This is a genomic window from Synechococcus sp. CC9902 (genome assembly GCF_000012505.1).
Classification (GTDB): domain Bacteria; phylum Cyanobacteriota; class Cyanobacteriia; order PCC-6307; family Cyanobiaceae; genus Parasynechococcus.
Window position 1 is genome coordinate 478,866 of record NC_007513.1, and the last position, 13,577, is coordinate 492,442.

Below are 13,577 nucleotides of genomic sequence, written 5' to 3' on the forward strand. Positions count from 1 at the left end.
CGTCTTACCCGATGACCAGGCTTGTTGCTGCGCGACTCGGTGTGCCGGCCCGGGGAATGCTTGTGCATCAAACCCTGCCGTGTTTGTTGGCGCCGGCTCAATTGCTGCCGGGTCGTCGCCGTGATGTCGATGCGTTGTTGGCCTGGGGGCGCCGTCCCAGTGCGCGGCGGGTGGAACGGCTCGGTCAGCACTGGGGGCTTCCCGTGTGGCACATCGAGGATGGCTTCCTCCGCTCCTTCGGTAAGGGAAGAGCCGATCCACCGCTAGCGCTTCTCATTGATGATCTGGGGGTGCACTTCGATGCAACGGCCCCAAGTCGGCTCGAGCACTTGATCGCAACGCCGCTGTCGCTAGAGCAACGTTGTCGCGCGCAGCAGGTCCAGGCGCTGTGGTGTGAGCAGCGACTGAGCAAGGTGAATCCTGCACAGGAGTCTCCGGTTCCTGAGGAGCGCTTTGTGCTGGTGGTGGATCAATCGGCCGGTGATTACTCGATCCCCCTCGGTGGGGCCAGCCCCGATTGTTTTGGTCAGATGCTTCAGGAGGCATTGGCGGATCATCCAGCCTGCACCGTTGTGCTGAAGGTGCATCCCGATGTCATTCATGGCCGGGCGCGCGGGCATTTCAGTGCCAAGGATCTGGTTCATCCCCGCATTCGTGTCAGTGCGGATGGTTTGCATCCGGCTGGTCTGCTGCAACGGGCCGAAGCGGTCTATGCCGTCACCTCTCAGATGGGATTTGAAGCCCTGCTCTGGGGGAGACCTGTCCACTGTTTTGGGATGCCGTTTTATGCCGGATGGGGCCTCACCCACGACCGCCTGGCAGCGCCTGATCGCCGTCAACAAGGCGTGTCGTTAGAGGCGTTGGTGCATGGAGCACTCATCGCGTATCCCCATTGCATTGATCCCCATCAACACGAACCTTGCTCGATTGAAACCCTGATGCGCGCCATTGGCTTGCAGCGTCGGATGCATGCCTTGGCCCCCCGGAGCGTGCAGGCGTTTGGGTTCACGCCTTGGAAACAACGCAACCTTCGCCGTTTCTTGGCCGGGAGCGAGGTGAGATACCCGATGCCATGGATGACTCCCGACACGAACATTGATGCAGTAGCGGTGTGGGGTCGCCGTGGCAAACCACGGGTTCTGAGCGCCGCGGACCGTCGCCGGTTACCGACTTTGCATGTGGAAGATGGCTTCCTTCGATCGGTGGGCTTGGGGGCGGATCTCATTGATCCGATCTCTTGGGTGGTGGATGGACGCGGCATGTACTACGACGCCACGGGGCCGAGTGACTTAGAAATTTTGTTGGCCCATGGCGATTGGTCGGTCTTGCAGCTGGAGCGTGCAGCACAACTGCGGCACCGATTGGTGCGTGCAGCGATCACCAAATACAACCTTCAATCGACCCCCTGGCAGCGCCCCACCGGGATTCAACGGGTGGTTCTGGTGGTGGGTCAAGTGGAGAGTGATGCCTCGATTCGGTTTGGTGCCCCTGGTGTTTGCACCAATCTCGGTTTGTTGCAGGCGGTGCGGGCCGCTGAACCTGAGGCCTATCTCGTTTACAAACCGCATCCAGATGTTTCGGCTGGCCTCTGTCGTGCCGGAGAGGGGGAGGAGATCGCTCAGGAGTGTTGCGATGAGGTCCTGACCTCAGGGTCGATTGATCAGCTTTTTACCCAGGTCGATGCGCTGCACGTGCTCACATCCTTGGCGGGATTCGAGGGGATTCTGCGAGGTGTGGAAGTGCATTGTTGGGGTTTGCCTTTCTATGCGGGTTGGGGCTTGACCCGTGATCGTGAGACCTGCTCGAGACGCGGTCGTTGCCTGGAGCTGGATGCGCTCCTACATGCCGCCTTGATCGAGTACCCGAGATACGTCAGTCGTGGGAGTGGTTGGTTCATCACACCTGAGCAGGCCATTGATGAATTGATCGCCTGGAAAGATGGGCCTCCCCCACGTCGCACGCTGGTGCAGGGCCTGTTTCGCCACTGGGGTCGGCTCCGCCGTCGTTAGGGCATGCCAGGATTTCGTTCTGATACACCCGATGGTGAGCGGTTTGGGTAGGGGACGGGCGCCGGCACTGGTGCAAGTGCGCATTGATGGTCCAGTCCTCCTCTTGATGGGTCCGATTGGTCTGTTTTTTGCGCGGTTTTGCAATTACCTCAGGGGCTGTGGCATTCCCGTGACCAAAGTGGCGTTCCCGTTACGGGAATTTGGTTTCTCGTCTGAGGTGACGGTGCCGTTTCGCGGCGACATGGAGGCGTGGCGTCCGTTTGTCCGACGTTTGCTCCAGGACCGCGGCATTCGCCACATTTTTATGTACGGGGATTTCATCATTCCCCACCGAATTGCGATTGAAGAAGCACAGTCGCTCGGCATCGAAGCGTGGGTGTTTGAACTCGGCTATCTACGCCCGAACTACATCACGTTGGAGCGTGATCGAGTGAATGCTCGATCCAATCTGAATAAGCCAGTTTCGTTCTATCAGAATCTCCTCCCTGTCGATCAACTGCCGCAAAACATCGTGCTGGATCCGGGATCGCGATGGCGCAAAGCCTGGAAAGCACCCACGTTTATTCAGCATGCTTTCACCGATTACCCAATTATCGAAGGGGAGCACAAACTTCAGCCCTCTCCCCGTTTTTTGTGGTGCCAGGTGCGCGGCAGCTGGCGCTACTGGCTGTATCGCTGGACCGAGAGAGAGGTGAAACGGCGACTGCTGGAGCATGAGTCTTTTTTCCTGTCTGTCCTGCAGGTGTCGAGCGATTCTCAAATTCAGATGGGTTCCCCCTACCGGGGCATGCACGATTTCATCGAGGACGTGATTCGCTCATTCTCCGAGCATGCCCATGCCTCGGATCGACTGGCTTTTAAACATCATCCGCGCGATCGGGGCTACAACCACTACGGCCTCTTGATTGCCCTGTTGTCCCGCCGTTATGGCGTTGTCGGTCGGGTGCACTATTTCCACGATGGCCCCCTAAGCCGGTATCTACGCACGTGTCGTGGGGTGATCACGGTGAACAGCACGGTGGGCTTGCAAGCCCTGTTCCATGCGGTTCCCACCAAGACGATGGGCAACACCTTTTACAACTTGGAAGGACTCACCGATCAGAAGCCCCTCGACGACTTCTGGCGTGATCCTCAGCCCAGTGATCGGCCGCTTTTTTATCGCTTCTACAACCATCTCGTGATGAGCACGCAGGTGAATGGCAATTTCGATGGGGACTTCCCCTTTCGCACCACCTTTCCGATCGGTCCGGAAGCCCGCCAGCTGGAGTCGCCTTCCCCGTTGCCCGCGTTGAAGGCGCCTTTGATTCGGAATCCCTTGGCTTTGGGTGCCCGCATGGTGTCTCGCATGGCATGGGCTGGCCTTGGCTTTGGGTTGTACGGCTTGCAACTACCTGCAGTGCTGCTCGGCCGACCGGACTGGGCGGCCCAATTGATGACTTTGGCGTCTGCTGTCGCCCTAAGGGCCTTGGGTGTGCAAGTGGTCGTGGATGACAGCCAACCCTCTGAAAACCCTGGCACTCCCTTGGTGCATATCTTCAATCACCGCAGTCCGTGTGATGGCTTGGTGATTCAGGCCGTGCTCAAAATACCTGGCCTCACCACGGCGCAATTGCATCTCAAATGGGTGCTGCCTGGTTATGCGGCCGCGGCGCGGAATGCCGGTTCAGCGGTGCTTGATCATCGACAGCCCCAGTCCCGTCTGGCGGGGCTGATGAGTGCTTCCACGTTGTTGAGGGATCACGGTGAAATCATGATTGCCCCAAACGGATCGTTGGTGACCCCGATTGAAGAGCGAGTCTCGTCTAGCGCTTGGATGCTGGCCCAGCATTACGGCGGCAGCATTGTTCCATGGGTTTTTCGCTACGAGGGATTGGATGGCGCTGTTGGTGCTCGCTACAAACCGCTGCGTTTGCTGTTGCGTCGTCTAACGGCACCTCTGGGAACGATTCACTGCCGTCGAGGGCGCTCTTCTGATCTCCAACTTCCTCCAGATCCCCGTGATCGTGATGGCTTTAGTCGAGCCGTGCAGCAGTACTACAGGGCACAGCAAGAATCAGGCTGATGTTGTGACCGCCAAAACCAAAGGCATTTTTGAGCATGAAACGCTCTGATGGATGATCTGGAAGCTTCACTGGTCCTGATGTAGTAACCGCTAAGTCCACGCCTGGATCAAGAGGATCGGCGTTGATGCTTTGCGGCAAGATTCCTTCTCTCAAAGCCTGGAATCCCAAGATCGCTTCGACGGATCCGGCGGCTCCTAGGAGGTGACCCAGCTGCCCTTTCGGTGCGTATACCGGTAGGAAATCTGCCACTGGCCCCAAACTGCGCCGCAAGGCTCTGGCTTCGGCGAGATCACCGAGATTTGTGCCCGTGGCATGGGCTTGAACGGCGCAGAGATCTGCAGGATCGACGTCCGCCCGTCGGAGGGCATCGTCAATCGCCCGACTGGCCTGGATTCCCTGCGGCTCTGGAGCCACAATGTGATGCCCATCGCTGCTGCTGCCACTCGCGAGCTGCCAGCCGAGGGCTGCACCGGTAGGAACATCGCAATCGCGCATCATCGCCAGCACTCCTGCGCCTTCCGACAACACAAAGCCGTCACGGTCTGTGCTGTACGGGCGAGAGGCCTGCTCTGGTGCGTCATTGCGGGATGAGAGCGCGCGCATGGCGGAAAATCCCACGAGCCCAAGCCTGTTCACTGGCGCTTCAGTTCCCCCCGCGAGCACCAAATCGGCACGGTCGTCGTTGAGCAACATTTGGGCCAGCATCATCGCTTCAGCCCCAGATGCACAGGCCGATACGGGTGCATGGGCACCGCCATGAAGCCCTAAGTCGATGGCAACTTGCCCCGCAGGAGCGTCGGGAATCAGCATCGGCACCGTGAGCGGATTCACCCGTGATGGCCCCCCTTCGGAGAGTTGCATGTGCTGTTCATGCATGGTGGAGAGCCCACCAATCCCAGTGCCGATCACGACGGCAACCCGATCGGGATCCAGCCCTGGTGCTCGTTCTAAGGCCATGCCCCAAGCCTGTCTTGCCGCCAATAAAGCAAGTTGTGCACAGCGGTCAGCCCGTCTGCGAAGGATGGGCTCTAGTGGTGTAAATGCTGCGTCCTCCACACGTCCAGCAATGCGTGTGGCCAGGTCGCTGCTCCAGGGGTCGTGCAGCGCTTGAATCCCAGAACGTCCGCCAAGCGCTCCCTGCCAGGTGGTGTGCGGATTTGAGCCGAGTGGGGTGACTGAACCCCAGCCAACAATGGCCGACCGTTCAGGTGTTTTCGGCATTGGCTTGGGTGAGCTCTAGCGACTCGAGATGGGCCTGAATATCACCGACAGTTCGAAATTGCAGCAAGGTTTCCTCTGGGATGCGAATCCCGAAACAGGTATCGGCTTCGATCAGAATTTCGTAGAAGCCCAGTGAATCAATACCGATATCTTCCATCAAACGGGCATCTGCCGTTATCAGGGCAGGGTCGGCTCCGGAGATGCGATGCAGGATCTCCACAAGGCGTCCCTCTAGCGCATGCTTGTCAGGGAGTACCTCGGCCAATACGAGCACCGGACGATTGTTTGCTCAAGTTACCAGCGACAGCCGTTTCAGCCTTGTCCTCGGTACCAGCTGAAGTGCTGGTAGACCGGTTGGTGGGGGACGTCAATGAAGTAGTTCAAGCGTTCCTTCGGCAGGCTATTGAGCTCTGCAGCCATCAAGATTTCAGTGATTTGGTTGAAATCTTTCGCCAGAGAAAGATCGCAAACCTGTGCTCCCATCAAATTGAAGTACTGCCTTAACAAAACCGGTAGGCGGAAATCTTTGTCGTAGTCGTTGCGCAACGCCAATTCCAGGGCTTGAACGTTGTCGATCGGATGAGTCTGATCGCTGCTCTGGATCGATGGAACAGGGTGACGGGGAACGGGCAATGCGAGATCTGTTCGGCGATAAGGCGGTTGCATCAGTGCGCTTAAAAAAGCGTTGTTGACGCTGTCGGAGAACGCGAAATGGTTGTAAGACACCAAGCCATGCAGGGTGCTGTATCCAGACAGGGACGCAATGAGCAAGCCCCCACGGAACAACGCCATCAGGGAATGGGGCTGGCGTTGGAACCGCTGCGCAAGAGCAACGCGTCCAATTTCGACATGATGTTGTCGCTGGGCTAGCAGCGCTTTGATGCCGGGATAAACGTGCTCGAGGTAGGAGGCTTCGCTTTGCGGTAGATCCGAGCTCGGCGCGCCGAACGGAATGAATTGCAGCCTTGCTGATCCCGCGAGAGCACCACTCTCGACATCGAGCAGTAAGAGATGGTCGTAGAAGGGGTCGCGTCCATCCAAGTCAAGGCTGCTGCCTGAACCGGACAACTGTTGTCGGTAGGTGGACTCCCGCAGCGTCCCAACGGCTTCGGCCACTGGACCAAACTGGCTCCCTGCGATGAGATGCAGCTCGAGCCCGTCCAGAGTGAACAGACGACTGCTGTCTGGATCGGAGCCGTTCCAACCCCTTGGGAGAAGAACGTCATCCTGGGTGGCAGATCCTGTCAGTGCCATGGGCCCCGCTCATAAACGGCATTATGCGGGAAGATTGGGTACAAATTTTCAGCAGATCACACCTTTTTTCTCCAATGCTCTTCATCCTTCGGTCCGGATTGTCTGCAGGCATTGCCGCCGTTTGGATGTTGACCCTGTCGCTCACCTGGAGCGGGAGCGTGCGGGCGGAAGAACGACGGAATTGGCTGAAGGTTCCATCCCGTCCAGCACCGACGGCTTTGCCTAAAACCAGATCTGTTTCGGTCAGCCCTTTCCCAGAAACCTCCTATCGCTATCGGCTCGGCCCTGGCGACAAATTGGTCATGTCGGTGTTCAAAATTGACGGCTATGAGGCCTCTGTCCAGGTGCTCAGCGACGGCACGATCAACCTGCCTCGATTGGGAACTATGGACGTGTGGGGATTGACGATGGATGAGGCACGTCAACGCATTACGGACGGATACCAGCAAATTCTTCGCCGTCCGATTGTTTATCTCGACCTTGTTGAGCAGCGTCCTGTTCGCGTCACGGTGACCGGTCAGGTTGGTCGCCCCGGAGTCTTTACTCTCCCCGTGAATAGCCCAGGGAGCATCCCCAAGGATGGAGAGCTGGGAAGTGGTGGTGGCTGGCCCACCATGGTGGATGTGATCCAGCGGGCTGGAGGGGTTTCCGCGATGGGCGATCTTTCTCGGTTGGAATTGCTGCGGCCATCCCATCAACGGGGAGCGAGTGCAAAGCGATATGTCTTCGACTACCTCACCGTTTTGAAACAGGGAGGCTTTGCCCCCAATCCTTTGATTTACGACGGCGACAGCATTCGGGTTTTAAAGGCTGATGCTCCGATCAACGCTGATTTAATTACGACTGCGTCATCGAATTTCGCTCCCTCAACGATCGCTGTGAAGGTGATTGGTGAAGTTGTTTTGCCGGGGTTGGTGGAGATTCCTTCCAATGCTCCCCTTTCGCAAGCGATTCTTGCTTCGGGTGGCTTAAGCAACCGGGCCAGTGTGTCGCGGGTTGATTTGATTCGGATGGATGGAGAGGGTCGCACCACGATCAAACAAATGTCGTATAAACCTGGGTCGGAGTTGAGCAGCACCAACAACCCTCCCTTGCGGAGTGGTGATGTTGTGGTGGTGGATCGAAATGTTCTTGCCAAGTTCAGCGATGGCATGAACCTCGCCCTGGAGCCCCTAGACCCAATTGTGGATGCGGCATCCGTATTGCGAATTTTGGGGCTCCCCGGCGTAGGAAATTAAATCCCCAGGCGTTGCCAAATCACGTTGAGGTTGTCTTGGTGAACGTCGGTGCTGAAGCACGCGGCTAATCCATCTCCTGAGAGATGGGCCTTCACATCCGCATCGTTTTCGAGGTTGGCGCGGAAATCGCCTCCCTCCGTATTCCATGCCGTGTGGGCGTTGCGTTGGACGAGCCGATAGGCCTCTTCTCGACTCATTCCGGTGCTGACGAGGGCGAGAAGGACGCGCTGACTGAAGACCACTCCGCCATACACATTCATATTGCGGCGCATGTTGTCGGGGTAGACCCCTAACCCCTGAACGACCGCGGTCATCTCCCGCAACATGAAGTGCAGGGTGACGGAACAATCCGGCAACATCATCCGTTCGGTTGAACTGTGGCTGATGTCGCGCTCATGCCAAAGGGTCACATTTTCGAGGGCTGCAATCGTGTAGCTGCGAATCACCCGGGCGAGTCCGCTGATCCGTTCGCTACGGATTGGATTGCGTTTGTGGGGCATGGCGGAGCTGCCCTTTTGTCCTTTGGCGAAGTTCTCCTCCACCTCGAGCACATCGGTGCGCTGGAGATTGCGAATTTCCGTGGAAAACCGCTCGAGGGATGCTGCTACGAGGGCCAGGGTCTGCACGTAATCGGCATGACGATCACGAGAGATCACTTGGGTGCTGGCTGTGTCTGGGGTTAATCCGAGGATGTCGCAACTGATCGCCTCCACCTGTGGATCGGTGTTGGCATAGGTGCCCATCGCGCCACTGATTTGTCCGACGGCCACATCAGCTTCCAAGCGTTCGAGCCGGCTGCGGTTCCTTTCGGTTTCAGCCAACCAGCCGGCCACTTTGAAGCCAAAGGTGATCGGTTCGCCGTGGATGGCGTGGGAGCGTCCGATCATCTCCGTGCTTTTGTGCGCACGGGCCAACGTTCTGAGGGCATCGGCGAGGGCATCGAGCTCGATGCGCAGCAGTACGACTGAGCGCTTCATCTGCAGGGCCAAGCCCGTATCCAAAACATCGGAACTGGTCATGCCGACGTGGATATGCCGGCCTGCATCGCCGACATGCTCATTCACATTGGTGAGGAAGGCGATCACGTCGTGACGGACTTCTGCCTCAATTTCCAGAATCCGCTTGACGGAAAAGGACGCTTTGTTTTTGATCGTTTCGAGGGCCTCTTCAGGCACACGGCCGAGGCGGCAGTTCGCTTCGGTGGCTGCAATTTCCACATCGAGCCAACTTTGAAATTTGGCTTGCTCACTCCAGATGGCTCCCATCTCGGGGAGGGTGTAGCGCTCGATCACCGGCTCGCTCGCCCATACGAATTAATGAATCTATGGGGCGGTGGGCGGCCAACTCCAGCTCTCAGCGTTGAAGTTGAAGCGATTGCTCCATCCAGGCGATGGCTTCGAGCATTTGATCCCTTTGCTTTGGGGGAACAACGCAGCGATTCAGAACGTTGGTTGCCCAAACTTTTGGTTTTGAAAACCGTTGTGTTGGCGCCGCGTTGCTCTTTGTTTCTCAGCTTTAGAGGGCTGTGCCGTCGCGATCTCCCGTGCGGATGCGAACCACAGACTCCACAGATGAAATGAAGATCTTGCCGTCGCCGATCTCTCCGGTGCGGGCTGCATCAGCGATGGCGGTGACCACCTCATCGACACGGTTGGATTCAACGACCACTTCAATTTTCAGCTTTTGAAGGAATTCCACAGTGAATTCCGAGCCGCGGTAGCGCTCCACTTGCCCTTTTTGACGGCCAAAACCACGGACTTCGCTGACGGTCATGCCGATGATGCCGGCTTCCACTAACGCCACCTTGACGTCTTCCAATTTGAAGGGGCGAATAATTGCTTCAACCTTTTTCATGCTGTTGGATCAACTGAATCCAGGATGGCTCGGAACACACCCAGGGGTGTCATCGCTGTTACAGAACACTGCCGTGTCTGTGTTGCTTAAGGTCGATCCAGATTGATTCCTTTTGAGCATTGACTGGAGCCGCATCTCAACAACAGACCGAGACGCCCCTGTATGGAGAACGGGCGATTGACGAGGCTGAGCTGATTTGTTTTGACAACCCTCGGCCTGGTCGTGCCTATGAAGTGAGCATTGAGTTGCCGGAATTCACCTGTAAATGTCCCTTTTCCGGCTACCCAGACTTTGCAGTCCTCCGGCTCATTTACCAGCCGGGTCCCCGCGTGGTGGAGCTCAAGGCGATCAAGTTGTATGTGAACAGCTATCGAGATCGATCGATCTCCCATGAGGAGGTATCCAATCGGATCGTTGATGATTTGGTGGCCGCCTGTGATCCTGTTTGGTTGCAGTTGGAAGCAGACTTCAATCCAAGGGGCAACGTCCATACGGTCGTACGCGTTAGCCATGGCACCCGTCAGCCCTGCTGATGGGCCAATGCTGTTTGCCTGAGCAGGCTTGGTAATTCCTTGGAAAAGGCGGTGAGGTTGCGATTGCAAAGGCCACCTACGTGCAGCTGACCTTCACTGGCAATAGCCCACAGTTGACGCGTTGCAATCAAACTGAGTCCGCCTCCGATGAGCATCACGGCGAAGCCCAAATACACCAATGGCACGCCTGGATCACGCTTGAGTAACAAGCCACTTGCTGGAAGAACAGAATTCACCCGCATCGGTAAACCCTTCACGTCCACGGCTGGCCCGCCGGGGCGTAGCAGCGTGAGCAGTGTGCCGTCAGTGTCAAAAATATTGATCGGTCCCTGCTCGTTTTCAACACTCAAAAACACGGGTTCGCTTCCATCCGGTCGAGTCGGTAAGACGAGTCCCCACACTTGTTCGCCGAGCTCAGGGAAGCTGCGGAGCGCAAGCTGTAATTGTGGGCTTCGGCCGATTTGAAGGGTGATCGCGGCGAGCGACCAATCCGCTTGATAAATGGTGATTCCCCGATGTCGCAGAGGATGGTTCACGCTGATTTCGCGATCGAGCGAGTTTCCGTTTTCCTCGAGGTGCAACTGAGAGCGAAATTGTTCAGCCCGTCCAGCAGGGTCGCGGTCCACTTGAAAGGCTTCCAAGAGAATCGATACCTGGGAGTCACCATCGCGGCTTAGTAGGTCCAGGGTGCGGCCTGGGGCGAGGAACCGTTCCAGGCGATTTCCTGCCAGGACTCCCCAAACAGCCCCCAGCATCAGCAGGATTAAACCGGTGTGCACCAGCAAGGGACCAACCCGTCCTGCGGTGCCTTTACGGGCTGCAAGGCGGTTGTCTTTGCGCTCGAGGCGCCAGCCCTGTTGGCTTAAAACCGTTGAAAAGGCTTGAAGTGCTGAGTTGGAATCTGTACAAGGAAGGCTTTCTGCAATGGCGAGTTTGCTGAGCTGGCGAGGGTTGCTGTAATCAATCCATCGCCTTGCAGCCTGCAGAGCCGGCCATTGGCGTCGCCAGCTGCACAGAATCAGCGCCAAGCCGAGCCATGCGAGGAGAGACAGAAACCAAACGCTGGAATACACATGGTCGAGCTGAAGCTGAAGGACCTGCTCTCCGTTGAGTAATCCGAGCCAAGGCCGCGTGGCGTAGGCCTCCACATAGCTGCGTGGAGCATCCCCTTGTGGAATTGCGGTGCCAACGGCGCTGGCGAGAGCGATCAAGAACAGCAGCACGATCGCAACCCGAAGGTCCGAAAGCCAGGCAATCAGGCGTTTCATCAGCTCCAGCGTGCAAGCAGAGTGAGCAGACCTGTTGTGAGAAGAACGACTCCACTGATGGGAGGCACCCATCGTCCAATGGGTCGAAGTTTAAGCAGGTTTGGAACGCTGGCCGCGAACGTTCCTGCAACGAGTAAGGGCAGTACTTGACCGATGCCGAAACTTGTCAATAACGCTACCCCCACTAACGGTCGACCGCTCTGGGCAATCCAACCAAGAAGAACAGCGACCACTGGTGTGGTGCAGGGTGAGGCTGCAACGCCGAAAGCCAGGCCCGCTGCCACTGGTGCAAAAGGGGCAGGAACTTTGTTGCGCCAACTGTTTGGATCAGGTCCAGCAGGAAGGGGAATGCGTAGGAGGCCCAGCAGATTTAAGCCCATGGCAACCGCAAGAATGGCCACCAGACTCGGCACCAACGCTGGCATTTGGCCGTAAATCTTTCCTAGCAGTCCACTCAAGCTCCCCAGCACAACGAGTGCGCCAACGATTCCACAGCAAAAAGCCAAGCTGCGTTGCCATGGTGTGCGTCCGTCTTCGAAACCCGCCAGGTATGCCAGCGTTACGGGAAGAAGCGAGAGCGAGCAGGGTCCCAAGCTTGTTAATGCCCCGCCGCCGAAGACAAGCGCGATGGTGAGTGGGCCAGGGTTCGCTAACGCACTGCTCAAAAGCGCTTCACTGCGCTGGGCCATTTCGGAGAGCAGCAACCAGTCCACAGACACCTACCACGCAATACGAGCCTATCCAGTTCTGGGACGTTGCGATTGGCTTTGCTCGTTGAATTGCGATTGTTTGGGCCTAAGGCTTGGTCTAAATCGTTCTAAGTGGACCGTTTGAACGGCGTCCGATTAATTCTGTCGATTCCAAGGAGCAGCGGATCAACAGCCCCATGATCACCAGGCTGGACATCAGCGAATTGCCGCCGTAGCTAATCATCGGTAGCGGCAGGCCTGTGGTGGGCATGGCTCCAGAGGCCACGGCGATGTTGAGGATCGATTGCCCCACCAAGATCGTGCAGCAGCCAATGGCCACCAGTCGCGCTTGGTTGCTGCGGCAGCGCAACGCCACCCGTAGGCCCACCCAGGCCACCAGCATCAGGAACAGCAGCAACATCAGCGATCCCACGAAGCCGAATTCTTCTGCAAAAACCGCATAGATGAAATCAGTGCTTTGAATTGGTAGGTATTGCAGTTTTTGGGTGGACAGCCCGTAGCCCTGACCCATCACCCCGCCGGAGCCGATGGCCAAAAGGCTTTGTACCAGTTGATAGCCATCACCCATCGGGTCGTTCCAGGGGTCGAGGAACGACACCACCCGCAGCCGTTGGTATTCATTAATCAAGATGCTGGCGGTGCCGAGCGCTCCGCCGGCAAAGGCAGTTCCCAGCAGGCTGCGCCAACGCAGCCCAGCCGCAAGGGCCACCATCCAAAGGGTTAAGCCCATTAGTGCAGCGGTGGACAGGTTGGGCTGTTTCAAGATCAGCAACAGCAACCCCCCGAAGCTCGCCAGCCAGAGCAACTTCTGGTCGATGTTCATCCGTGTCCAGGGGGCAAACAGGTTGGCGGCCTGCAGCACCACAAAGGGTTTCACCAGTTCCGAGGGCTGGATCTGCAGCGGGCCCACCACCAGCCAGCGGCTAGCTCCATTCACGGTGGTGCCCATTACGAGGGTGGCGGCGATCAGGATGCAGCCCATCCACAGCCCTGGCCCCGCCCACTTCAGCAGTCGCCGCAGATCGATGCTCACCGTGAGGCCTAGCAGGCTCCAGCTGGCGAGCAGCCAGATCGTTTGGCGCTTCACGTAGAAAGCGCCATCGCCCATCTCCCGCAGCGCCACCCACCAGCTGGCGGATGCCAACACCACCAAGCCTGCCACGCTCCAAAACGCAGCCAGACCAACGAGTAGCCGCGCTTCTGCTGGCCACAGTTGCCAGGGAAGTGGCATCAAGCGTTGAAAGAGTCCAACCTGTTCTTGCTTCACCCGCTGGCGCGATACAGAACGACGACGTGAGGCAGAAGCGTTCAGCAACGGGTTGGCAGTTTGGAAAGTTGTCCTATTGAGCCGCGATCTCGCGGTTTTGCCAAGGCGTTGTTGTTAAAAAACAACAGCTGAATTATTGATTGTTTGCAGTCGATATGGG

The 13,577-nt window shown here is 57.5% G+C and carries 12 protein-coding genes; 4 read left to right on the forward strand and 8 right to left on the reverse strand.

Features of this window, described 5'->3' with window-relative positions; all coding sequences use genetic code 11:
• Positions 1-11: 11 nt before the first annotated feature.
• Entirely contained in the window at positions 12-2,009 is a 1,998-nt protein-coding gene (locus tag SYNCC9902_RS02315; RefSeq protein WP_011359282.1) for a capsular polysaccharide biosynthesis protein, read from the forward strand.
• Positions 2,010-2,040: 31 nt separating this feature from the next.
• Complete coding sequence (locus SYNCC9902_RS02320) at positions 2,041-4,071, forward strand: capsular biosynthesis protein (RefSeq protein ID WP_041424806.1); 2,031 nt, start codon at positions 2,041-2,043, stop codon at positions 4,069-4,071.
• Here the strand turns inward: SYNCC9902_RS02320 and SYNCC9902_RS02325 are convergent.
• From SYNCC9902_RS02325 to SYNCC9902_RS02335, 3 genes are read right to left on the reverse strand one after another with little or no spacing between them, the layout of a single operon-like run.
• Complete coding sequence (locus SYNCC9902_RS02325) at positions 4,022-5,293, reverse strand: beta-ketoacyl-[acyl-carrier-protein] synthase family protein (protein WP_011359284.1); 1,272 nt, start codon at positions 5,291-5,293, stop codon at positions 4,022-4,024. The genes SYNCC9902_RS02320 and SYNCC9902_RS02325 overlap by 50 nt on opposite strands.
• The gene (locus SYNCC9902_RS02330) at positions 5,277-5,567 is read right to left on the reverse strand and encodes a phosphopantetheine-binding protein (RefSeq protein ID WP_232179250.1); all 291 of its coding nucleotides are present in this window, start codon (positions 5,565-5,567) and stop codon (positions 5,277-5,279) included. Before SYNCC9902_RS02330 ends, SYNCC9902_RS02325 begins: the two co-directional genes overlap by 17 nt.
• Before the next feature lie 38 nt (positions 5,568-5,605).
• On the reverse strand, positions 5,606-6,547 hold the full coding sequence (locus SYNCC9902_RS02335) for a GNAT family N-acetyltransferase (RefSeq protein WP_011359286.1): 942 nt from the start codon (positions 6,545-6,547) through the stop codon (positions 5,606-5,608).
• Positions 6,548-6,621: 74 nt separating this feature from the next.
• Here SYNCC9902_RS02335 and SYNCC9902_RS02340 point away from each other — a divergent pair, with 74 nt between their 5' ends.
• Complete coding sequence (locus SYNCC9902_RS02340; protein WP_011359287.1) at positions 6,622-7,785, forward strand: polysaccharide biosynthesis/export family protein; 1,164 nt, start codon at positions 6,622-6,624, stop codon at positions 7,783-7,785.
• On the opposite strand, the gene purB is transcribed toward SYNCC9902_RS02340, so the two are convergent.
• Both purB and SYNCC9902_RS02350 read right to left on the reverse strand, forming a co-directional pair.
• Positions 7,782-9,077, reverse strand: a complete 1,296-nt coding sequence (purB, locus tag SYNCC9902_RS02345) for an adenylosuccinate lyase (protein ID WP_011359288.1) — start codon at positions 9,075-9,077, stop codon at positions 7,782-7,784. The genes SYNCC9902_RS02340 and purB overlap by 4 nt on opposite strands.
• Before the next feature lie 223 nt (positions 9,078-9,300).
• On the reverse strand, positions 9,301-9,639 hold the full coding sequence (locus SYNCC9902_RS02350) for a P-II family nitrogen regulator (RefSeq protein ID WP_011359289.1): 339 nt from the start codon (positions 9,637-9,639) through the stop codon (positions 9,301-9,303).
• Between the two features lie 119 nt (positions 9,640-9,758).
• On the opposite strand from SYNCC9902_RS02350, the gene queF reads away from it, so the two are divergent.
• Positions 9,759-10,172, forward strand: coding sequence for a preQ(1) synthase (gene queF / locus SYNCC9902_RS02355; protein WP_011359290.1), 414 nt, complete (start codon positions 9,759-9,761; stop codon positions 10,170-10,172).
• Here queF and SYNCC9902_RS02360 read toward each other — a convergent pair.
• The 3 genes from SYNCC9902_RS02360 to SYNCC9902_RS02370 form a co-directional block, all read right to left on the reverse strand.
• Positions 10,160-11,440, reverse strand: coding sequence for a cytochrome c biogenesis protein ResB (locus tag SYNCC9902_RS02360; RefSeq protein WP_011359291.1), 1,281 nt, complete (start codon positions 11,438-11,440; stop codon positions 10,160-10,162). The two genes, queF and SYNCC9902_RS02360, sit on opposite strands and share 13 nt — an antisense overlap.
• A complete protein-coding gene (locus SYNCC9902_RS02365; RefSeq protein WP_198001767.1) occupies positions 11,440-12,129 on the reverse strand; it encodes a cytochrome c biogenesis CcdA family protein in 690 nt (229 codons plus the stop codon). The genes SYNCC9902_RS02360 and SYNCC9902_RS02365 overlap by 1 nt, the downstream gene beginning before the upstream one ends.
• Before the next feature lie 118 nt (positions 12,130-12,247).
• Positions 12,248-13,465, reverse strand: coding sequence for an FtsW/RodA/SpoVE family cell cycle protein (locus SYNCC9902_RS02370; protein ID WP_011359293.1), 1,218 nt, complete (start codon positions 13,463-13,465; stop codon positions 12,248-12,250).
• Between the last annotated feature and the right edge of the window lie 112 nt (positions 13,466-13,577).